This is a genomic window from Caballeronia catudaia (assembly GCF_001544755.2).
GTDB classification, from domain to species: domain Bacteria; phylum Pseudomonadota; class Gammaproteobacteria; order Burkholderiales; family Burkholderiaceae; genus Caballeronia; species Caballeronia catudaia.
The window spans coordinates 138,207-159,644 of record NZ_FCOF02000003.1; the positions used below are offsets into that span (position 1 = coordinate 138,207).

The 21,438-nt window shown below is 63.1% G+C and carries 18 protein-coding genes; 12 read left to right on the top strand and 6 right to left on the bottom strand.

Annotated features, from left to right (window positions below):
• Nucleotide 1: 1 nt before the first annotated feature.
• A complete protein-coding gene (locus tag AWB75_RS04535) occupies nt 2–1,210 on the bottom strand; it encodes an efflux RND transporter periplasmic adaptor subunit (RefSeq protein ID WP_061122883.1) in 1,209 nt (402 codons plus the stop codon).
• A 276-nt stretch (nt 1,211–1,486) separates the two neighbouring features.
• Between AWB75_RS04535 and AWB75_RS04540 the strand changes: the two genes are divergently transcribed.
• Nucleotides 1,487–2,572, top strand: coding sequence for a tartrate dehydrogenase (locus AWB75_RS04540; RefSeq protein ID WP_061122884.1), 1,086 nt, complete (start codon nt 1,487–1,489; stop codon nt 2,570–2,572).
• A gap of 128 nt (nt 2,573–2,700) precedes the next feature.
• Nucleotides 2,701–4,020, top strand: coding sequence for an MFS transporter (locus AWB75_RS04545; protein WP_407642119.1), 1,320 nt, complete (start codon nt 2,701–2,703; stop codon nt 4,018–4,020).
• Nucleotides 4,021–4,069: 49 nt separating this feature from the next.
• Here AWB75_RS04545 and AWB75_RS04550 read toward each other — a convergent pair whose 3' ends face one another.
• From AWB75_RS04550 to manD, 5 genes are all read right to left on the bottom strand, one after another.
• Nucleotides 4,070–4,840, bottom strand: a complete 771-nt coding sequence (locus AWB75_RS04550) for a GntR family transcriptional regulator (RefSeq protein WP_407642123.1) — start codon at nt 4,838–4,840, stop codon at nt 4,070–4,072.
• Between the two features lie 89 nt (nt 4,841–4,929).
• On the bottom strand, nt 4,930–6,228 hold the full coding sequence (locus AWB75_RS04555) for an MFS transporter (protein ID WP_061122885.1): 1,299 nt from the start codon (nt 6,226–6,228) through the stop codon (nt 4,930–4,932).
• Nucleotides 6,229–6,318: 90 nt separating this feature from the next.
• On the bottom strand, nt 6,319–7,356 hold the full coding sequence (locus tag AWB75_RS04560) for an L-idonate 5-dehydrogenase (RefSeq protein ID WP_061122886.1): 1,038 nt from the start codon (nt 7,354–7,356) through the stop codon (nt 6,319–6,321).
• Nucleotides 7,357–7,390: 34 nt separating this feature from the next.
• Complete coding sequence (locus AWB75_RS04565) at nt 7,391–8,758, bottom strand: MFS transporter (RefSeq protein WP_061122887.1); 1,368 nt, start codon at nt 8,756–8,758, stop codon at nt 7,391–7,393.
• A 56-nt stretch (nt 8,759–8,814) separates the two neighbouring features.
• A complete protein-coding gene (gene manD, locus AWB75_RS04570) occupies nt 8,815–10,023 on the bottom strand; it encodes a D-mannonate dehydratase ManD (RefSeq protein WP_061122888.1) in 1,209 nt (402 codons plus the stop codon).
• Between the two features lie 120 nt (nt 10,024–10,143).
• Here manD and AWB75_RS04575 point away from each other — a divergent pair, with 120 nt between their 5' ends.
• From AWB75_RS04575 to AWB75_RS04620, 10 genes are all read left to right on the top strand, one after another.
• Nucleotides 10,144–11,610, top strand: a complete 1,467-nt coding sequence (locus AWB75_RS04575; RefSeq protein ID WP_087086469.1) for a mannitol dehydrogenase family protein — start codon at nt 10,144–10,146, stop codon at nt 11,608–11,610.
• 93 nt (nt 11,611–11,703) lie between these two features.
• Nucleotides 11,704–12,543, top strand: coding sequence for a hypothetical protein (locus AWB75_RS04580; RefSeq protein ID WP_061123044.1), 840 nt, complete (start codon nt 11,704–11,706; stop codon nt 12,541–12,543).
• Between the two features lie 222 nt (nt 12,544–12,765).
• Nucleotides 12,766–14,346, top strand: coding sequence for a sensor domain-containing diguanylate cyclase (locus AWB75_RS04585; protein ID WP_235011964.1), 1,581 nt, complete (start codon nt 12,766–12,768; stop codon nt 14,344–14,346).
• Nucleotides 14,347–14,418: 72 nt separating this feature from the next.
• Nucleotides 14,419–15,063, top strand: a complete 645-nt coding sequence (locus AWB75_RS04590) for a LysE family translocator (RefSeq protein WP_061123045.1) — start codon at nt 14,419–14,421, stop codon at nt 15,061–15,063.
• A 182-nt stretch (nt 15,064–15,245) separates the two neighbouring features.
• Nucleotides 15,246–17,189, top strand: coding sequence for a sigma-54-dependent Fis family transcriptional regulator (locus AWB75_RS04595; RefSeq protein WP_061122890.1), 1,944 nt, complete (start codon nt 15,246–15,248; stop codon nt 17,187–17,189).
• A 195-nt stretch (nt 17,190–17,384) separates the two neighbouring features.
• Nucleotides 17,385–17,459 (top strand): pyrroloquinoline quinone precursor peptide PqqA, encoded by a 75-nt coding sequence (pqqA, locus tag AWB75_RS04600; protein WP_008347847.1) that lies wholly within the window; start codon nt 17,385–17,387, stop codon nt 17,457–17,459.
• A gap of 66 nt (nt 17,460–17,525) precedes the next feature.
• The gene (gene pqqD, locus AWB75_RS04605; protein WP_061122891.1) at nt 17,526–17,807 is read left to right on the top strand and encodes a pyrroloquinoline quinone biosynthesis peptide chaperone PqqD; all 282 of its coding nucleotides are present in this window, start codon (nt 17,526–17,528) and stop codon (nt 17,805–17,807) included.
• A 239-nt stretch (nt 17,808–18,046) separates the two neighbouring features.
• Nucleotides 18,047–19,786 (top strand): methanol/ethanol family PQQ-dependent dehydrogenase, encoded by a 1,740-nt coding sequence (locus AWB75_RS04610; RefSeq protein WP_061122892.1) that lies wholly within the window; start codon nt 18,047–18,049, stop codon nt 19,784–19,786.
• 74 nt (nt 19,787–19,860) lie between these two features.
• A complete protein-coding gene (locus tag AWB75_RS04615) occupies nt 19,861–21,057 on the top strand; it encodes a c-type cytochrome (protein ID WP_061122893.1) in 1,197 nt (398 codons plus the stop codon).
• A 147-nt stretch (nt 21,058–21,204) separates the two neighbouring features.
• Nucleotides 21,205–21,390, top strand: coding sequence for a hypothetical protein (locus AWB75_RS04620; RefSeq protein ID WP_061122894.1), 186 nt, complete (start codon nt 21,205–21,207; stop codon nt 21,388–21,390).
• The last annotated feature ends 48 nt before the right edge of the window (nt 21,391–21,438 follow it).

The following is a 21,438-nucleotide window of genomic DNA, read 5'->3' on the forward strand; positions in this document are numbered from 1 at the left end:
GCTATTTCTTCGCCAGAGTAACTTTGGCGCCGTCTTTGAGCTTGTCGCCGGGCGACAGCACCACGACATCGCCGGGCTTCACGCCTTGCACCGCGAGCAGATCGCCGATGCGCTCGCCTGTCGTCACGTGCATTTCGCGCGCCGTGTCGTGATCGATGACGTAGACCACTTTCCTGCCATCGCGCGTGACGACCGCCGACGGCTGCACGGCGACGACGGCTTTCTTCTCCTCGGGCGGTACGGGCTTCGAGAGGAACGCGACTTTCGCGGACATGTCGGGCAGCACGCGCGCGTCGCGATCGACGAAGCGCACTTTCACGAGCACGGTCGCTTTCGAGCGATCGACCGTCGGCACGATACGCGATACGCGGCCCGCGAAGCGCGCGTCGGGCAGCGCATCGAGCTGAATTTCACAAGGCTGGTCCACGGTGATGCGCGAGATGTTCGACTCGGCGACATCGGCCTCGACTTCGAGCGTCTTCATGTCGGCGATCGTGACGACCGCGCCCTTGCTGTCCGACGCCGACGAAAACGGCGTGATGTTGTCGCCCACGTTCGCGTGTTTCACCAACACGACGCCGTCGAACGGCGCGCGGATCACGGTCTGATCGACGGCCACTTGCGCGGCCTGCGCGTTGGCGAGCGCGGCAACGATCGCGGCTTCGTCGCTGTTGACGGAGGCTTTGGCCTTGTCGTAACGGGCGAGCGCCGCGTCGTATTGCGTCACGGGAATCGCGCCTTGCGGGGCGAGGATCCTGAAGCGCTTGAGATCGACTTCCGCGTTCTTCAACTCGGCGCGCTGAAGCTCGAGATTGGCCCGCGCGACCTTCACCTGCGCTCGCGTCTGTGCGAGCGATGCGGCGACGTCATCGCTTTCGAGCCGCGCGATGATCTGCCCTTCCTTCACCACGGTGCCTTCGAGCACGCCGAGCCATTCGACGCGCCCCTGTCCCTTCGACGCCACCGCCGCCTTGCGCTGCGGCACGACATAGCCGGTGGCGTTCAGGAGCGTGTAGCTCTGCGACGGATAAACGGAGGTGACGGTCGCCGTCTCCACAGCCTGCGGGCCGGTCATGCGAAGCGCCACGGCAATGAGCGCGAGCAGGATCGCGACGATGATCGCGTAACGAAGCCAGTTGCGCCGGCGCCGCGGCGTGGCGGCGGACGGTCCCCGGTCGATTTTGAGTTTTTCGAGATCGTGTTCAGCCAATTTATGGACTTGCGCCGCGGGGAAAAGCCGCGAGTCGGGAAGCGTTGAGAGGATCGTCAGTATAGCGCTGTGGTTTGGCGGGAATGATGCGCCGCAATGCCGCCCGCGCTTGAAAAAAGCGCGAATTCAACGCCTTCACCGATTCGGCGAGATTGCCTCACTTATGAATCAAAGTTAAAGATGCTTTGAGTTCAGCGCCGGTTACAGCGCCAACGGTTGTGTACAGTGGACCCACATCGAAACACACCCAACACACGTGGAACACGGAGACGACACATGAAGACCTATCGCATCGCAACCATCCCCGGCGACGGCATCGGCAAGGAAGTCGTGCCCGCAGGCCAACAAGTCCTCGAAGCGATTGCACGCAGCACGCAAAATTTTGAATTCCAATTCGAGAATTTCGATTGGGGCGCGGACTACTACCGCCAGCACGGCGTGATGATGCCCGCCGATGGCCTGGACGCGATCCGCGACAAGGATGCGATTCTCTTCGGTTCCGCCGGCGACCCCGACGTCCCCGATCACATCACGCTATGGGGTCTGCGCCTGAAGATCTGCCAGGGCTTCGACCAGTACGCGAACGTGCGCCCCACGCGCATCCTGCCGGGCATCGACGCGCCGCTCAAGCGCTGCAGGCCCGAGGACCTGAACTGGGTGATCGTGCGCGAGAACTCGGAAGGCGAATATTCGGGCGTCGGCGGCCGCGTGCATCAAGGGCATCCGATCGAAGCCGCGACCGACGTGTCGATCATGACGCGCGGCGGTGTCGAACGCATTATGCGTTTTGCATTCAAACTCGCGCAGTCGCGTCCGCGCAAGCTGCTGACCGTCATCACGAAGAGCAACGCGCAGCGTCACGCGATGGTCATGTGGGACGAAGTCGCGCTCGCGATCTCGAAGGAATTTCCGGACGTGAAGTGGGACAAGGAACTCGTCGATGCCGCCACCGCGCGCATGGTCAACCGTCCCGCCACGCTCGACACCATCGTCGCGACGAACCTGCACGCCGACATCCTCAGCGATCTGGCCGCCGCGCTCGCGGGCAGTCTCGGCATCGCGCCGACGGGCAACATCGATCCCGAGCGCCGCTATCCGTCGATGTTCGAACCGATCCACGGTTCCGCGTTCGACATCATGGGCAAGGGGCTCGCGAATCCGATCGGCACGTTCTGGTCCGTCGTCATGCTGCTCGAGCATCTCGGCGAACTCGAAGCCGCCCAGCGCGTAATGGCCGCGGTCGAAGCCGTCACCGCCGATCCCGCGCTCCATACCGGCGATCTCGGCGGCAAAGCGACCACCGCGCAGGTGACGGCCGCCGTGTGCGCGTTGGTCGAGCGCGTGGAAGCCGCCGCGGTTTAAAGCCCGATCGAGTTTCATCCGGGCAATCAAACGCAACTGACCCGCGATGCAATGCACATCGCGGGCAGCGGGGACGCGTTCGCGTCCTTCATCGAGAGCGCAACGCTCTGCCTCCCAGGAGGAGACACATGCAATCCAGCATCGAATCCAATGTCGAAGCGCGCGTCTCGCGCAAGCTAGCATGGCGCATCATTCCGTTCGTGATGCTGCTCTACTTCATCAGCTTTCTGGACCGCGTCAACGTGGGCTTCGCCGCGATGACGATGAACAAGGCCATCGGCCTCTCACCCACTGCGTTCGGTCTCGGCGGCGGCTTGTTCTTCATCGGCTACTTTCTGTTCGAAGTGCCGTCGAACCTGATCTTGCACAAGGTGGGCGCCCGCATCTGGATCGCACGCGTGATGGTGACGTGGGGCATCGTGTCGGTGGCTTCCGCGTTCGTCACCGGACCGACGAGCTTCTATGCGCTGCGCTTTCTGCTCGGCGTCGCCGAAGCAGGATTTTTCCCCGGCGTCATTCTGTATCTGAGCCTGTGGTTCCCCGCGAAGCAGCGCGCGGTCGCGGCCGCATGGTTCATGGCCGCCGCGCCAATCTCGACCGCGATCGGCTCGCCGCTCTCCGGCGCGATCATGCAATTGCCGCCGATATTCGGTCTCGCCGACTGGCAGATTCTCTACATCATCGAAGCACTGCCCGCGATCGTGCTCGGCTTCGTCGTGCTCAAGTTCCTCACCGATACGCCCTCCAAAGCGCACTGGCTCGCCAGCGATGAACGCGAATGGCTCATCGCCAAGCTGAAGAGCGAAGCCGATGCGAAACAGTCTCACGCAGGGCACACGGCGGGCGCATGGAGCGCGCTGCGCGATCCGCGTGTGCTCGCGCTCGCATTGATCTACTTCGGCACGTCGGCGGGTCTCTATACGCTTGGATTGTGGGCGCCGCTCATCATTCGACAGTTCGGCTTCACAGCGCTGGAGACGGGTCTCATCACCGGCATTCCGAGCGTGGTCGCCGTCGTCGCGATGATCCTCTGGGCGAAGCATTCGGACCGTACGCAGGAACGCACCTGGCACGTCGTGATTCCTTGCGCGCTTGCTTGCATCGGCTTCATCTTCGCGGGTCAGGCAAGCACCGCGCTCTTCGTGATCCTCGCGCTCATCGTCGTGAACGTGGGCATCAGCGCGGCGAAGGCGCCGCTCTGGGCGATGCCTAGCATGTTCCTCTCGGGCGCCGGCGCGGCGGCGGGTATCGCGATGATCAACTCGATCGGCAATCTCGGCGGCTTTGTCGGACCGTTCGCGATCGGCTGGCTCAAGAACAGCACGGGCAGCTATTCGGCGGGCTTGTATGTGGTCGGCGCGACGCTCGCGATGTCCGCGGTCATCACGCTTCTTTTGAGCCGCAAGACGCGGAACGGCGACGCGCATGCGGTGACGGCCAAGACGTGACGAACATCTTCATCGAACGAAAAAAGAGCGGCGCGCGCCGCTCTTTTTTTCATGAACCCAACGCCACCCGCTCGGGCTCATCCGGCTCGAACCAGTCCGGATTGCGCGCCGCAATCGGATGCAGCGAGACCAGAATCTCACGCAGATGCGCGCGCATCGCTTCTTCCGCGCCATCGGGATCATGCGCCTTCAGCGCGCTCACGATGCGTGCATGCTGCTTGATGAGCAGATCGAGCGGCGACACGTCCGGCAAGCTCAGATAGCGCACGCGGTCCATCTGCGCCTTGATGTCCTGAATGGTGTCCCACGCGGCGACGCAGTCGATTGATTGCGCGATCTGCATGTGGAACTGTTCGTCGAGCGTGAGAAACGCGCTAGTGTCGTTCACTTTCGATGCCGTCTTCTGCTCGCGCAGGTTCGCGGCGAGATCGTCGAGCTGTGAATCCGTGATGGCGACCGCCGCCTTGCGCGCAACGGCTGTTTCGATCGCCTCTCGAATGAAGCGCCCTTCGCGCACCTGTCGCGGCGAAATCTTCTTCACGAAGGTGCCGCGCTGCGGCAGCACTTGCAGCACGCCCGCTTCGACGAGCTTGATGAAGGTCTCGCGCACCGGCTGCCGCGAAACCTGGAACATCTCCGATACTTCCTTTTCCGAGAGCGGCGTGCCGGGCACGAGCTGCCCCGCAAAAATGGCCTGACGCAACGCCCGAAAAATCTGCTTGCCGATGGGTTCGTGCGACTCGTGCGAAATCAGCGAAGTCAGATCGGGCAACTCGATCTTCTGCGACGCGAGCGGTCTGCGCACGCGCGCACGCCGCATTGTTGAGCCATTCGACACGATACCGTCTTGCATGATCGAAACCTTGTTGATGAGCGCGGCGCATGAATGCGCGCCGCGTCTCGATACTATCACGCAGCTCTTGCCGCGCTTTCACGCTTCGCGCGCGTTTTCGGCTCGCGGATGAACATCAACGAACACAGCGCGCCGAGCACCGCGATCACGCCGGCCAATACGAATGCGCTGCCATAAGCGCCATGCGTCGCCTCGACGATGAAGCCCGTCACCGCCGGCCCGATCACGCCCGCGAGATTCGCGAGCAGATGCACGAAGCCGCCGACGCCGCCGACGTTCTCGCGCCGCACCGTGTCCTGAATCACGGCCCAATACACCGAGCCCGTCACGTAGAGAAAGAAGATCGTGACCGACATCAACGCCACCGCACCCTGCGTGCTCTCCACGCGGCCCGCGAACGCGACGCACAGCGCAGCCATGCCGAGACACACCGTCAACACGATGCGGCGCGACATCAGCGGCTTGCCGGTGATGCGCAGGATCGCATCGGTGATGAAGCCGCCCGCTGCGAGCCCGATGCTGCCGAGCAGCCACGGAATGACCGTCGCGAAGCTCATGTCGCGCAATGACATGTGATGCGCTTCGGTGAGATACGTCGGAAACCACGAGAGAAAGAAGAACAGCACGTAGTTGTATGAGAAGAACGCGAACGCCGTGGCGAGGATGATCGGCTGACGCAGATAGAAGCCGAGATTCGCCTTTTTGCCGTGCGCGCCGTGTTCCATCGACGGCGCGTCCTGCTGGCCCGCGACGATCAGATCGAGCTCCGCCTGTGTCACGCGCTTGTTCTGTTGCGGATGCTCGGTCGTCGTCAGCGCCCACAGCACGAGCCACGCAAAGCCGATCATCATGATGATGACGAACGCCCAACGCCAGCCGAACGTGATCGCCATATAGCCGACGACCGGACCGGCCAGCGCGCCGCCGAGCGGCGTTCCCGAACTGATGACGCCAATGGCGCTCGCCACTTCACGGCGCGGGAACCAGTTGTTCACCATCTTGCTGTTCGACGAACTGAATGGCCCCTCGCCCATGCCGAAGAGCACGCGCAGCACGATCAGCGAAACGAGGCTGCTCGCCAGGGCGGTTGCACCGCAAAAAAGCGACCAGATGCCCATTGCGCCGCCGAACACCTTCTTCGCACCGATCTTGTCCGACAGCACGCCGCCGACAAAATTGAATAATGCATACCCGATGAAAAAGCTGCTGAACACGATGCCCATCTGCGCGTGCGTGAAATGCAGGTCTTTCTGAATGAGCGGCGCGGCGATCGAGAGCGCCGCACGGTCGAGATAGTTGACGACGCCCGCGAGAAACAGCAGGCCGACGACGAACCATCGCTGACTTTTGATCATGGTGAGTCTCCGATGCACCGCCTCTTCTTACCTTGGGTCCGGGCGGTTCTATGAATGATGAATTCTGAATGCCGTTTCGAGCGGCGCGCGTCAGTCGAATTGCAGATGCACTTTCATCGACTGATTGCGGTCCAGCGCGACTTCGAATGCGCGATTCGCTTCCGCCAGCGGAAAGGCGTGCGTCATCAAAGGGCGAAGATCGATGCGCTGCGACGCGATTTCATCGGCGGCCGTTGCGTATTCGTCGGTGAAGCGGAACGAGCCCTGATAGCGCAACTCCTTCGCCATCACGAGATTGGCCGCGACGGGCGACTGGCCCGCGGGCAGATTGCCGAGCTGGATCACCGTGCCGCCGGCGCGCACCGAGCGCAGCGCCGTATCGAGACCGGCCGGGCTGCCCGATGCCTCGATCACCACATCGAACGTGCCGCGCTCCCTTGACCATGCGTCGATAGGCGCCTGATCGTTCGTCAGCACGGTTTCGTCCGCGCCGAGCGACGCGGCCATCGCGAGCGCCTTTTCAGCGAGATCGAGCGCGACGATGCGATGTGCGCCCGCACGCCGCGCCGCCGCGAGCACGATGCAGCCGATCGGCCCGCAGCCCACGAGCAGCAGCTTCGCGCCGACGAGCGAACCCGCGAGCTTCAACGCGTGCAGCGCGACGGCGAGCGGCTCGGCCATCGACGCCTGCGCGAAGTCGAGCGTGTCCGGCACCGCAACGCATTGCCGCGCGGCCGCTGTGATGTACTGCCGGAACATGCCCTGCATGTGTGGAAACGTCGACGCACTGCCCATGAAGCGCATGTTCAGGCAGTGATTCGGCATGCCTTTTACGCAGAAACGGCACGTGCCGCAATTCAGGCCCGGGTTGACCGCGACGCGCTGGCCGACGGCGAGCCCGGTCACGCCGTCGCCCAACGCGGCGATTTCGCCCGCCACTTCATGACCGAGCACGAACGGCTCGCGCACCGCGAAGTCGCCGCTCTTGCCCTTGAAGTAATACGAGAGATCCGATCCGCAGATGCCGCCCGCGCGCACGCGGATCTGCACCTGCCCGGGTTGCGGCTCGGGTGTGTCGATCTCGTCGATGACGAGCTTTTTCGGTTCGTGAAGAACGGCTGCGAGCATGATCGGTGTCCTGGGTTGCGGATTGCGTTTTGTGTTACGCGTTTTGAATGCGCTCAGCGGCCTGCGATTCGGCGGCGGCAGTGTCGTGTTGCGGCGCGCCCCAGTCGTGCAGATCACCGCCGATTCGCACCGGCGCGGTCTCAGGCAGAAGCAGGAGCGAAATCGTCGAGACGATGCCGAGCACGGCCACATAGGCGATAAGCCCGATCGAGCTGCCGCCCGTCGCCTGGATCAGCTTCACCGCGACGAGCCCGAGCACGCCGCTGCCGATCAGCGAGCCGATCTGCCAGATGAGCGCGATGCCGCTGCAGCGCACGCGCGCCGGAAACAGCTCGGGAAAGAGCGACGCCTGAGGCGCATAACACAGGCTATGACCGACCGTGATCGCGAGAATCATCACGGTTTGAATCGCGAGGCGGCTGCCGCTGTCGATCGCATGAAAGAGCGGCACCACGAGCAGCACGTGCAATACCGCGCCCGCGATGAACGTCGTGCGCCGGCCGATGCGATCCGACAGTGCGCCCGCGAGCGGAATCGCGATCAGCTCGAGCACCACCGCGACGATGATGCTCTGGAGCAAGAGCGCATCCGCGATGCCATGCGCGCGGCCGTAGGCGAGCACGATCATCGTGTACATCGCGAACGTGCAGGCTTCGATCAGCTTCGCGCCGACGCCCTTCACGATCGTCGCGCCGTGCTGCTTCACGACTTCCACGACGGGCCGCGACTCGACCGCCCTGGTTGCGCGGATCGCTGCGAACACGGGCGATTCTTCCGTGCGCAGCCGGATATAAAGCCCGACCGCGACCAGCACGATGCTGCCGAGAAATGGCAGACGCCAGCCCCAGTCCATCAGTTGTTCGTGCGTGAGCGCGGCGGTGAGCACGGCGAAGATGCCCGATGGGATCAGAAAGCCCGCGGGCGCGCCGAGCTGAACGAGACTCGCGAAGAAGCCGCGTTCGCGCGGCGGCGCGTATTCGGCGGTGAGCAGCACGGCGCCCGCCTGCTCGCCGCCCACGCCGAAGCCTTGAAGGACGCGGATCAGCACGAGTGCCGCCGGCGCCCAGAAACCGATCTGCGAATAATCCGGCAGCAGACCGATGGCGAACGTGCCGAGTCCCACGATCAGAATGGTGACGATGAGCGCCTTCTTGCGGCCGATCTTGTCGCCGAAATGCCCGAACACGATCCCGCCGATGGGCCGCGCCACGAAACCGACCGCATAGGTGGCGAACGCGGCGAGCGTGCCGATCAGCGGATCGTGGCTCGGAAAGAACTTCGCGCCGAACACGAGCACCGCCGCCGTGCCGTAGACGAAGAAGTCGTAATACTCCGCGGCCGTGCCGATGGTCGATGCGGCGGCCACACGGCGCAGCATCGCGCTGGTTTCCCTGTCTGCCATGTCTCTCTCCGGTATCTTGTCTTTTGGATGCTTAATGCAGTTGTGCAGTTGCGCGCTCACCAGTTCCAGAGCGTGCCGTCTTCGAGGCGCGCCACCGGCAGATAGGCCGGGTCGTACGGATACTTCGCGGCAAGCTTCTCGTCGATATCCACGCCGTGCCCCGGCGCCTCGCCCGGATGCATCATTCCGCGATCGAACGACCACGCATGCGGAAACACGTCGAGCGCTTCATCCGGGAAGCCCATGTACTCCTGCACGCCGAAGTTGGGCACCCAGAGATCGAAGTGCAGCGCCGCGCCCATGCATACCGGCGACAGATCGGAGGGGCCATGACAGCCGGTGCGCACCTGATAAAGCGAAGCGAAATCCGCGATGCGTTTCAGATGCGTGATGCCGCCCGCATGCGTGAGCGTCGCGCGGATGTAGTCGATCAACTGCTCTTCGATCAGTTGCTTGCAGTCCCAGATGCTGTTGAACACTTCGCCCACCGCGATCGGCGTGACGGTGTGCTCGCGGATCAGGCGGAAGCCGGCCTGGTTCTCGGCGGGGGTCGGATCTTCCATCCAGAACAGACGATACGGCTCGACCGATTTGCCCAGCCGCGCGGCTTCGATCGGCGTGAGACGGTGATGCACGTCGTGCAGCAGATGCGTGTCGAAGCCGAACTTGTCGCGCACGGCTTCGAAGAGTTTTGGCACGAAATCCAGGTACTTTTCGGAAGACCAGCTTTGCTCTTCCACCGAGCCCTTCGTCGCTGGCTCGTACATGCCTTCGCCCTTCGAGACACCGTACACCGAACGCATGTCCGGCACGCCGCACTGGATGCGGATCGCCTTGTAGCCCTCTTCGATATGCTCGGCATAGCGGTCGAGCGCTTCGGGGATATCGCGGCCCGTGGCGTGCCCATAGACCATCACGCCTTCGCGCGACGCGCCGCCGAGCAGCTTGTAGAGCGGCATGTTCGCCGCCTTGCCCAAGATGTCCCAGAGCGCCATGTCGACGGCAGCGATCGCGGTCATCGTCACGGGACCGCGCCGCCAGTACGCGCCCTTGTACAGGAACTGCCACGTGTCCTCGATGCGGCTGGCATCGCGCCCGATCAGAAGCGGACACACGTGATCCTTCAGATACGAGGCGACGGCCAGTTCGCGGCCGTTGAGCGTCGCATCGCCGATGCCGTGAATGCCCTCGTCCGTCTCCACTTTCAACGTGACGAAGTTTCGGCCGGGGCACGTCACGATCACGTCGGCGCGGATGATTTTCATAGGGATTCCTTGAATGGGCATTCGATGTGTCGGATACTACCATACCAGTATGTCACGTAGTCAATCGCGGGTTTTCCCCATTCTTAATGCAAAATGCCATCGAAAATGACTGAGAAATCAATGCTTTCCCGTTCTTCGCTGAGCACGCTCAAAGCGCACTGCCTGTCACCGGAGTGGCGCGAGCCGGCCATCGGCATCGTGCATCTGGGCATCGGCAACTTCCATCGCGCGCATGAAGCGCTCTACACGGAAGAGGCGATGCTCGCGCAACCGGGCGACTGGGGCATCTGCGGCGTCACGCTGCAAGGCGATGTGAGCAAGCGCGACGCACTGATGGCGCAGGACGGGCTTTACAGCGTCGTCGAACGCGGGCCGGACGGCGAGCGCGTGACGGTCGTGCGCGCATTGCGCGAAGTGCTGGCGATGCCCTTCGACCGCGCGCGTCTCCTCGAACTCTTTGCCGACGAGCGCGTGCGCATCGTCTCGTTGACGGTCACCGAAAAGGGCTACTGCCGCGATCCGCAGACCGGCGACGCCGACTTCGCTCATCCGGGCGTCGCGCACGATCTCGCGCATCCTGACGAGCCTTCGACGGTGCCGGGCATCCTCTGCGCCGCGTTGAAGGCGCGCCGCCACGCGGGCACGCCACCGTTCACCGTTCTCTCGTGCGACAACCTCTCGCAGAACGGCGAAGCATTGCGGCAAGCCGTCTGCTCTTTCGCGCGCCGGCTCGACCCGGCGCTCGCCAAGTGGATCGAAACGCACGTCGCATTTCCATCGACGATGGTGGACCGCATCGTCCCCGCCACCACGGAAGCCGACCGCGCAGCCGCGCAAGCCGCGCTCGGCGTGCGCGACGAAGCGCCCGTGCCGTGCGAGCCGTTTCGTCAATGGGTCATCGAAGATCGCTTTCCGGCCGGACGCCCGGCGTGGGAAACGGCCGGCGCGCAACTCGTCGACGATGTCGCGCCGTTCGAAATCGCCAAGCTGCGCATGCTGAACGCGACGCACTCGGCGCTCGCCTATCTCTCGATGCTCGCGGGATTCGAAACCATCAGCGACGCGGTTGGCCACGCGCCGCTCGGCTCGCTCATCCACGCGATGATGACGCGCGAAATCGCACCGACGCTCGACGTTCCGCCATCGTTCGATCTCGCCGCCTACCGCGACGCCCTGCTCGACCGCTATGCGAACCCGGCGTTGAAACACCGCTGCGCGCAGATCGCGATGGACGGCAGCCAGAAGATGCCGCCGCGCATTTTGTCGACCATTGAGGCACGGCTCGATGCGGGTCAGCCGATCGAGCGGCTCGCGCTGGCGGTCGCGGCGTGGTTCACGTTCCTGCGCGGCCGCGCGGACGACGGCACGCGCTACGCGATCAGCGATCCGCTTGCCGAACGTCTCACGAAAGCGGCAGAATGCGCCGGCACGCCGGAAAGCCTCGTCGATGCGCTGCTTGCCGTGAGCGACGTGTTCCCTGCAGCGCTCGCACGCAACCCGGTTCTTCGCGAAGTGCTCGTACGCGCCGCGACGAAATTACAGAACGGGTCGCTCGCGGCAATAGATGAATACGCGCGCTTGGATTGAATTCATCATTACGCATGCAAGATGCCGATTTATCCGCTTCGTTTTAAGATAGCCACTTCATCGTGACCCCGCTTGATGCGCGAGGAGTGGCAGGTGTTCTTTCTCAAACGTGGGCATGGCGCCGTTCTTTGTGTGACCTTCGCGTTGTCGTGCGGCACGGTCTCCGCCTTGGCCGCCGCGGCGTCTGGCCGCCATGCAGCAAGTGCCGTTGATGGCGCGAGCGGCGCATCCGGGCAGAACATCTCGACCGCCGATGTGCTTGCGCCGAACTTCACGGGCGACGATCCCGAGCATGTCCGCGACGCGCTCGCGGGCCATCCGGCGCCGGGACAGCCGTCGTCGATCACGAGTCGCGTGCGGGCGTTTCTCTCGCATCCGTTCCGTCAATCCCGGCAAGGCGCGTCGGCTGTCGCGAGCGCGGGTCAGACCCCCGCCCAAGCGGCGCGCACATTCACGTTCGTGATTCCGGTTTCATACGGCGTGCGCTATCTGGCGAAGAAAAAGGTGCTCACGGTGAACGTGTCGCTGGCGGCGCCTGATCATCCGGACGCCATTCTGCTCAAGCAGACGGTGATAGGGCAAAGCGGCCGCAAGCTCGTCGTAGCGCCCGAGGCGAAGGCGAAGGGATTCGTCCAGACCTTCGACGTCATCCAGTTGCAACCGCAAGGCGGCATCAAAACGACGGTTCGGGGCCGCATGATGCTGCCCAGCTTCGATCACGAGCACGGCAACGACGACTTCGCCATCGTGCTCATCTGCACGCTCGCGCCGCCCTATCTGGAAGATGACATCGAACACATTGAGCCCACCGACGAAGAGCCGACGGACATCACGCGCAGGACATCGACGTTGAATGGGAGCGTCAATGCTGCGTGGCTCATCGATCGCAAGGAAGGCACGATCATCACGAAACGGCTGCATCTCGTCAAATAGATCGATACTCCAATATCCGATGACGATATTACGGAGTCCTGCCATCACCGACAAGCGAATCTTCGGAACGGTCGTTCTGAAACACAGATCGCGACCGACTACAATCGACATACGATAACGCGCGGCACACAGATCAAAAGCGCGTCAGAGTCATTTCCAGTCCGTCCATCACGGAGTTTCCGACGCAGTCGTCAAGGAAAGGGCGCCGTGCGGAGAACCTGAATGCCCGCCAGATTGAATGCCGTTCGCAAGACCGGACGCGTGGTCAGTCGCCGGCTGTTGCGACGCAACAGCACCGCTGCAATGCGTTTCGCCGAGTCCTTCTCGCGATTTCCGGTGCTCGCCGGACTTCTCGGCACCGCCATCGCCATATCCATGGCCGCGCTGTCGTTCGCCGCGCTCTGGCAAGGACGCGCACAAGCGCTGCAGAACGCGCATTTCGCATCGGCCAATCTGGTCGCCACCCTGAGCGCCGATATCGCGCGCAACGTCGAAGCGAGCGACCTGTCGCTACGCACCATCGTGAGCGGCGTGCAAAATCCCGCCGTGATGGCGCTCCCGCCGGATCTGCGCAAGCTCGTCGTTTTCGATGGCGCGACCGGCATGAACTATGTCGGCGGCGCGTTCGTGATGAATCGCGAAGGACGTATCGTTCTCGAACGCGATCCTTCGCAGCATGCCGATCTGCTCTTCGACGATCGCGATTACTTCAAGATTCACGCCGGACAACGCGACGCGGGCCTGTTCATCTCCGGACCCTATGCGTCGCGGTTGCGCAAGGGTGTGACCTCGCTCGCGATGAGCCGGCGCATCGATGCACCGGATGGCTCGTTCGCGGGCGTCGCCGTCATCGCGTTGAACGTCGCCTACTTCGACAGCCTGCTTTCGCGCGTGAACGTCGGCCGGTCCGGCTCGGTGTTCATCGTGCAGCAGGACGGCGTGATGATCGCGCGCAAGCCCGCGCTACGGCCGGACGAAGCGGGATACGTCGCGAAGTCGCCGAGCTTCGCCCTGATGAAGGACGCACCCTCCGGTTCTTATATCTCGAGTTCGCCAATCGACGGCGTGCGGCGGCTCTATACCTTCCAGCGCGTGCCGGGCACGCATCTGATCGCGGCCGTCGCACCCGCCGAAAACGACGTGCTCGCGGCATGGCGCCAGCGCGGCATCGTGATAGGCGGCCTGACGCTGATGTTCGGCGGCGGCTTCGTCATCATCTCCTGGCTGCTTGCGATCTCGCTGCGCTCGCGTGCGATCGCGCAGGAAAAGCTGCAACGGCTCGCGGGCACCGATGCGCTCACCGGGCTGTGCAATCGCCGCGCGCTCGACCGCCGGCTCGACGAGGAATGGCGGCGTGCACGCCGCGCCGATCAGCCGCTTTCCGCACTGTTCGTCGACGTCGATTACTTCAAGCTCTATAACGACACGTACGGTCACGCGATGGGCGACGATGCGCTCACCACGGTGGCCGATTGCATACAGAATTCCGCAAAGCGTCCCGGCGATATCGTCGCGCGCTATGGCGGCGAGGAATTCGTCGTCGTGCTGCCAGGCACCGCCGCGAACGGCGCGTTCACGTTCGCGGAACGCCTGAGGCTGAAAGTGGAAGGACTCGCCATCGCGAACAGCGCCGCGCCCAAGGGCGTGCTGACCATCAGCATCGGCTGCGCGACGACCTCGCCGCGCCTCGCCGACAACGCGCTCAAGCTGCTCAACGGCGCCGATTCCGCGCTCTATCTCGCCAAACGCGCCGGACGCAATCGCGCGATCCACGAAAACAGCGTCGCGAGCGGCGGCGCGTAGCGCGCCGTATCATGCATGCAATCGCGCCGGTTGCATTTCGCATCCAAAACGCCTTCCGAAGGAGACAAGCCGATGACCGCATCCCACGCCGTACTCGCCATTCTTTTCTCCCTGCTGCTGGGCGCGATGATCCCCGGACCGAGCTTCGTGATCGTGGCGCGCAACGCCATCGGCATATCGCGCGCCGATGGTCTCGCGACCGCGCTCGGCATGGGCGTGGGCGGTATCTTCTTCGGCGGCCTCGCGCTCGCGGGGCTCTACACGCTGCTCGTCGCCGTCGAATGGCTCTACATCGGACTGAAGATTGCGGGCGGCCTCTATCTGATCTATATCGCATCGAAAATCTGGCGCGGCGCCGCGCAGCCGATGCACATGCCGGCTCGAGACGATGCACCCGTGCTCACGAGAAGCGCACGCAAATCGTTCTGGCTCGGGCTTACGACGCAATTGAGCAATCCGAAAACCGCGATCTGGTACGGCAGCATCTTCGCCGCGCTCTTGCCGCAACATCCTCCGCTGTGGTGCTACATCGTGTTGCCGCCGATGGTCTTCGCCATCGAGACCGGCTGGTACACCATCGTCGCGCTGGGTTTCTCCAGCGAGCGTCCGCGCGAAATGTATCTGCGCGCGAAGAAGTGGATCGACCGCATCGCCGCGAGCGTGATCACTGCGCTCGGCCTGCGTCTCGTGCTCATGGCGGGCAGGACCGGTTTGTGATTCAGCATGCAAAACGCATAACGCAAAACGCCATCTGCCATTTTTGATGCAAAGGATCACGACGCGCGCAGCCTTTCGTTTTGCCGACACACCGCCTTCGTCTCACTCCTTGGCGCAGGACTTGCTCCTGTCCGCGCTCAGATGTCCGGCGATACGACCGGCACTTGCACACGGAGGAGACGATGCAAGACGATATCCGCGAAACCGCGGCTTCCCAGGATGAACGAGAGAACGGCTGGCTCATTCCCTCGATCCGCCAGGCGCATGAGCGCTCGGAGACGTTCGGCCTGAACGCGTCGACGCGACCCGACTACGATGTGCTGACCGAAGGCGAACTCCTGCTCAAGCTCGAACAGAACCGCGTGCTTTGCGCGCACGCCACACCGGTGATGGAAACGTTGCGCGACCAGATCGTCAATACGCAAAGCATGATCGTGCTGACGGATGCGCAAGGACTCATCCTTCATTCGACGGGCGATGACGACTTCCTCGCGCGAGCGGAGAAGGTCGCTCTCAGGGCCGGCGCGAACTGGGCCGAGGAACGGCAAGGAACCAACGCGATCGGCACGGCTATCGCGGAACGCACGGCCACGGTCGTGCATGGCGACCAGCACTATCTCGCCGCGAACCGTTTTCTCACATGCTCCAGCGTGCCGATTCTCGATCCCTACGGCGATCTGATCGGCGTGCTCGATGTAACGGGCGATCATCGCAGCTACCATCGCCACACGATGGCGCTCGCGCGCATGTCCGTGCAGATGATCGAAAACCATCTGTTTTCCAGCGCTTTTCAGGGGATGTTGCAAATCGCGTTTCATGGCCGGCACGAATTCCTCGGCACGTTGATGGAAGGCATCATGGCCTTTACGTGCGATGGGCGTTTTCTCTCGGCCAATCGCAGCGCGCAGTTCCAATTCGGCCTGCCGCTCTCGGCATTGCGCGCGCATACGCTCTCATCGCTATTCGGATTGACGAGCGCGCAACTGATCGATCGTTCGCGTTCGTGCCGCGCGCCGCATATCACCCTCGATCTGAACAACGGAACCGTCGTATGCGCGCGCGTGCGCCTGAACCGCGCGCCGATCGCCGAGATGACGTCTGCTCCGGCAACGGTCAGGTCTGCGCCGCGTGTATCGGCTGCGATCGATGCATCGTCGAAGCTCGCGGCACTCGACACGGGCGACCCGAAAGTGGCCGCCGTGATCGGCAAGGTGCGCAAGGTCATCGGCAAGGGCATACCGATCCTCATCACGGGGGAAACCGGTACGGGCAAGGAACTGCTCGCGCAAGCCATCCACGGCGACTCGCCGCGCCGCGCGGGGCCGTTCGTCGCGGTGAATTGCGCATCGATTCCGGAGAACCTGATCGAATCGGAACTCTTCGGTTACGAGGAAGGCGCGTTCACGGGCGCACGGCGCAAGGGCGCGGCCGGCAAGTTATTGCAGGCGAACGGCGGCACGCTTTTTCTCGACGAAATCGGCGACATGCCCTATCCGCTGCAAGTGCGCCTCTTGCGCGTATTGCAGGAACGCGTCGTCGATCCGCTCGGTTCGAGCAAATCGATACCGGTCGATGTCGCCATCATTTGCGCGACGCATCGCAACTTGCGCGAGATGATCGAGCAGAACCGCTTTCGCGAGGACCTGTATTACCGCTTGAACGGGCTCGTCGTGAAGCTGCCGCCGTTGCGCGAGCGCACCGACCTCGCGGCCGTGATCACGAAGATGCTGCACGCCGTGAGCGTCGATGAAACGTGCGGCATGCGCCTGTCCATCGACGACGAAGTGATGGCGCTCTTCGAGCGCTACGCGTGGCCCGGCAATTTCCGGCAACTGTGCAATCTGCTGCGCACCGCCGCCGCGATGGTGGACGACGACGGTTGCATTCGCCGCGAGCATCTTCCGGACGACTTCTTCGACGAACCCCGCATCGATGCGCAGAACCTGTCCGAAGCATGCGCTTCATCCGCGCTCGCTTCGGGGCGTCTGCAGGAAGTCACGGCATCCGTGATCGCTGCGGCGCTCGCGCGTCATCGCGGCAATGTATCCGCGGCCGCGCGTGCTTTAGGGGTTTCCCGCAATACGATCTATCGCAAGATGCCCGTCTGTTCATCGATGGAGCAATGAGTTGTTCCGTGCAGTGTTCCACTTCGATACACCTGTGCACCGAAGAGACACGGCGGTAGCGCTCCTTCGAAACCAATCTGAAAGCCAGAAGCGTGCACATGCACGGTCCTTTCAGCGAAGGCACGGAGCTTGCATTTTCGACGTCCGATTGCGAACCGTTCGCGATCTCACTCGAACATCACCCAGGAGATGAACATGCAATGGACGACGCCTGCCTTCACCGATCTGCGCTTCGGCTTCGAGATCACGATGTATATCGCCACGCGCTGATGCGTCGGTGACCGAGGCCCGGATGCCTCGCGGCATTCGGGCTTGCACTCTCCTCCCCTGCTCCACATGGACACAACGACCGCACGTGCGGGCGCGCCCACGCGCCCGAGTCTGCGCGCGCCATTGAAGCTGCATTGGCACGCGGATATGCGCTCGTGCGAGATCGTGCATCCCCACGGCAGCGTCGAACTGAACCGCAGCGCGGGCGAGATACTCGCACGCTGCGATGGCACGCGCGAGCTCGACCACATCATCGGCGAGATCGAAGCGCGCTTCGACATGTCGGGACTTGCGGCGGATGTGTATCGCTTCATCGAAGAAGCGCGCCGTCTCGGCTGGCTCGACTGAAGCGCGTTGTCACATCGGGCAACACGCCCAACGTCCCACTGCTCCACGATGCAACACACCGGCATGAACGTCATAGGGCGCTCGCATGCATCACTTGGCGCATGAGATCCGCATGCGGCAAGGCGCACGCGCGCATGAATCGTGAATGGCACATGACTTGCCTTGATGAAGTCGCTACCGTTTCGCATTGCTATCGAGATTCAGGAATACGTCGTACCGACAATACCCAGGAGACAACGATGAAGACTCGCTTCAGTCCGGCCATGCGCATCGCGGCGCTTGCAGCAGGCGCCGTTGCGGCATTCGGCGTGGCGCAACATCAGGCCATCGCGGCAGGCAGCACGCCGGCGCAGTATCCGGATGTCAGCTATGAACGTCTCACGAGCGCCCAAGACGATCCGGGCTGGCTCACGTACTACCGCACGTATAACGGTCATGCACACTCGCCGCTCAAGCAGATCGACACCGGCAACGTGAAGGGCCTGAAGCAGGTGTGGAGCTACAAATTTCCGAAGGATCTGCAGCAAGGCTTCGAAGCGACGCCCATCGTCAACGGACGCTTTCTCTTCGTGACGACGCCAAAGGACAATGTCTATGCCTTCGATGCCGCAACGGGCAAGCAGCTCTGGAAATATGAACCGAATCTCGATGCGCGATCGTTCAAGACCGCGTGTTGCGACGTGGTCAATCGCGGTGTCGCGTTATACGGCAAGAACGTCTATGTCGCGATGCTGAACGGCGAAGTGGCCGCGCTCGATGCGCAAACGGGCGCGCTCGTATGGAAGAAAGCGATGTTCGATCCGGGCGTAGGCTACGCGTTCTCGCTTGCGCCGCTCGCGCTCGATGGCGCGCTCGTCGTCGGCAGCTCGGGCGGCGAGTACGGCGCGCGCGGCTTCATCGCGGCACTCGATCCGAATGACGGCAAGGTGCTGTGGAAGCGCTATACCGTGCCCGGTGCGAAGGAGCCCGGCGGCAACACGTGGCCCGATGGCATGCAGGATCATGGCGGCGCGCCCGCGTGGCTCACCGGCACCTATGACGCGAAGAGCAAGACGCTCTACTGGGGCGTCGGCAATCCGGGGCCTTGGCTTGCCGATCTTCGCCCCGGCGACAATCTCTATTCCGATTCGCTGCTCGCGCTCGATCCGAAGACCGGCGATCTCAAGTGGCACTATCAATACACGTCGCACGACACGTGGGACTATGACGGCGTCAATACGCCCGTGCTCGCGAACATCAAGTACCAGGGCAAGGAGTACGACGCGATCATTCATGCGGACCGCAACGGCTTCTTTCATGCGATCGACCGCAGCAACGGCAAGCTGATCTATGCGCGCCCGTTCGTCACCGCGACATCGGTCACGGGCTATACGGACGATGGCAAGCCGATTCAGGATGCCTCCAAGTATCCGAAGACGGGCACCACCATCGACACATGCCCGAGTTTTTTGGGCGGCAAGAACTGGTGGTCTGTTTCATACGATCCGGAAAAGCGTCTTGCGATCGTGCCGGCGCTGCATGCGTGCATGTCCCTCTCGGGCAAGTCGGTGACGTACATGGAAGGTCTGCCCTATCTCGGCGAAGGCTTCGAGATCAAGCCCGAGCCGAACAGCAAGGGCTACGGTGAACTGCAGGCGATCGACGTCGATACGGGCAAGAAGGTCTGGAGCCACTGGACGAAGCTGCCCTGGAACGGCGGCGTCGCAACGACGGCGGGCGGCCTCGCATTCAGCGGCTCGCTCGATGGTCATCTCTACGCGTTCGATGAAAAGAGCGGCAAGGTCCTGTGGCAAAGCCCCAAGCTCGCGAGCGGCATCATCGCTCAGCCTTCGGTCTATGAGATCGACGGCAAGGAATACGTAGCAATTCTTGCGGGTTATGGCGGCGCGAACCCGATCTGGGGCGGACCGATGGCGAAGGCAGCGGACAAGGTGCCGCGCGGCGGCACGCTCTATGTGTTCGCGCTCAATCGCACCTGAAAACCTCTGATCGAACCGCGAGCACGTTTTAGCGCGCGTTCGCGGAGTTTATCGACATCATCGGACGCATAGACATGAATCATTCATTCAACTCCCTTCGCGCGGCGAGCATGCTTGCCGCATGCGTCGCGCTCACGCCTTCGCCATCCGAAGCCGCCGTGAGAATCTGCACGTTTCCCGGCAGTCCGTCGGCGGCGCTGGATCGCAGCGTCGCGCAGGCCGTCTTCGCGCGTGCCAATATCGCGGCGACGTTCGTTGCGAACGGTATCGGTGAGGGTGACGACGATGGCGTATCGCTCAAGGAACTCGACAAGACACTCGCACGCAATTGCGATGTGATCGCGGGTTTTCCGCGCTCCGCCGTCGCCGATGCATCCGGCGGCAAGATGCGCTTCTCGCGCGGCTATCTGCGCGCGGGCTATGTGAGCATCGAAGCGCCCGGCGCCGACTTGAAGGACGCCGCAAAGCGCACGATCGCCGCGACCTATGCGAGTCCCGCGCAACTGATCGCCGTGCAAGAGTCCGACGTGACGCTCGATCTCGAAAACACATCGGCGGCGACGGTCGAAGCGGTCGCGAACGGACGTGCGCAACGCGCGATCGTCTGGTATCCCGCGGTCGTCGCATATCGCATCGCGCATCCCGCGCGCAGCTTCGCGGTGGCGGCCACCCACTCGCCGTATGCGGAGTGGCAACTGACGTTCGCATTCGGCGATAAAACCGCTGCGTTGCGCGCGCGCATCGACGATGCGCTCGCGTCCATGAGCAACGATGGCCGCCTGCAGGCATTGACGAAGCAATGGCTTCTGCCCGCGCAGACTGCTTCGACTGCACGCCGTCGCAGCACGCCCGATGGCGTCGTCCTCGCGGATATGAACGCTGCGCGCGCGGGCCGCGTCATCAAGGTCGCGAACGAAGGAAGCGTCACGCCTCCCTCGTTCGAACAGGCGCAGACGACGCACGGCAAGACGCTCTATTCGAGCGCGTGCGCGAAGTGTCACGGCGCGCAGCTTCAGGGTGTGACGGCGCCCGCGTTGCAAGGACCTTCGTTCGCACCGGCATCGAATTCTCATCTGACGGTCGGCGGCATCTTCAACTACATGGCCACCAACATGCCCGCCGATCGTCCGGGCAAGCTCAAGGATCAGGACTACGCCGACATCATGGCCTTCCTGCTGCTGTCGAACGGTTACAAGCCGAGCGCATCGAAGATGACCGCCGACAGCGCGCGCGCCTCGACCTTGCCGCTCAACGCCGGGCCGGGCCGTTAAGTGCGCGATCCGTACGCCGGTTTAACGACTTGAATACATCACAACGTGACATATAATTGAATTGCCGCGCGCGCGGATCGCGATGTATGCCGCAGCGCGGCGCAATGCGCAAGTCAGCCGGTTTCAAGCCGGCGGGAGGCCAACGTCGTGCTTATCAATAACGAGTTCGAAATCGGCTATCTGGTCGTCGTTTTCGCTTTGCTAGGCGTCGTCCTGATCGGCGCGCTGCTCACGGCGCTGCATCTGGACCGCTGGCATCCGAAGCTCATCGGCGCGACCCTCGGGGCGTTACTCGGGCTTGCGCTGATCGAAGCGGTGCCGATGCTTACCTGACGACACACCCTGACGTTTCGTCGAGACTTCGGTTGTTCGCGATACCAG

Bases quoted from the DNA above. Each gene is read 5' to 3' on its own strand.
- manD (WP_061122888.1), bottom strand. From the start codon at position 10,023: ATGAAAATCATCCGCGCCGACGTGATCGTGACGTGCCCCGGCCGAAAC.
- pqqD (WP_061122891.1), top strand. From the start codon at position 17,526: ATGGACACAACGACCGCACGTGCGGGCGCGCCCACGCGCCCGAGTCTG.
- AWB75_RS04585 (WP_235011964.1), top strand. From the start codon at position 12,766: ATGCCCGCCAGATTGAATGCCGTTCGCAAGACCGGACGCGTGGTCAGT.
- AWB75_RS04560 (WP_061122886.1), bottom strand. From the start codon at position 7,356: ATGCTCGCAGCCGTTCTTCACGAACCGAAAAAGCTCGTCATCGACGAG.
- AWB75_RS04590 (WP_061123045.1), top strand. From the start codon at position 14,419: ATGACCGCATCCCACGCCGTACTCGCCATTCTTTTCTCCCTGCTGCTG.
- AWB75_RS04575 (WP_087086469.1), top strand. From the start codon at position 10,144: ATGCTTTCCCGTTCTTCGCTGAGCACGCTCAAAGCGCACTGCCTGTCA.
- AWB75_RS04550 (WP_407642123.1), bottom strand. From the start codon at position 4,840: ATGCGGCGTGCGCGCGTGCGCAGACCGCTCGCGTCGCAGAAGATCGAG.
- AWB75_RS04565 (WP_061122887.1), bottom strand. From the start codon at position 8,758: ATGGCAGACAGGGAAACCAGCGCGATGCTGCGCCGTGTGGCCGCCGCA.
- AWB75_RS04555 (WP_061122885.1), bottom strand. From the start codon at position 6,228: ATGATCAAAAGTCAGCGATGGTTCGTCGTCGGCCTGCTGTTTCTCGCG.
- AWB75_RS04615 (WP_061122893.1), top strand. From the start codon at position 19,861: ATGAATCATTCATTCAACTCCCTTCGCGCGGCGAGCATGCTTGCCGCA.
- AWB75_RS04610 (WP_061122892.1), top strand. From the start codon at position 18,047: ATGAAGACTCGCTTCAGTCCGGCCATGCGCATCGCGGCGCTTGCAGCA.
- AWB75_RS04595 (WP_061122890.1), top strand. From the start codon at position 15,246: ATGCAAGACGATATCCGCGAAACCGCGGCTTCCCAGGATGAACGAGAG.
- AWB75_RS04540 (WP_061122884.1), top strand. From the start codon at position 1,487: ATGAAGACCTATCGCATCGCAACCATCCCCGGCGACGGCATCGGCAAG.
- AWB75_RS04545 (WP_407642119.1), top strand. From the start codon at position 2,701: ATGCAATCCAGCATCGAATCCAATGTCGAAGCGCGCGTCTCGCGCAAG.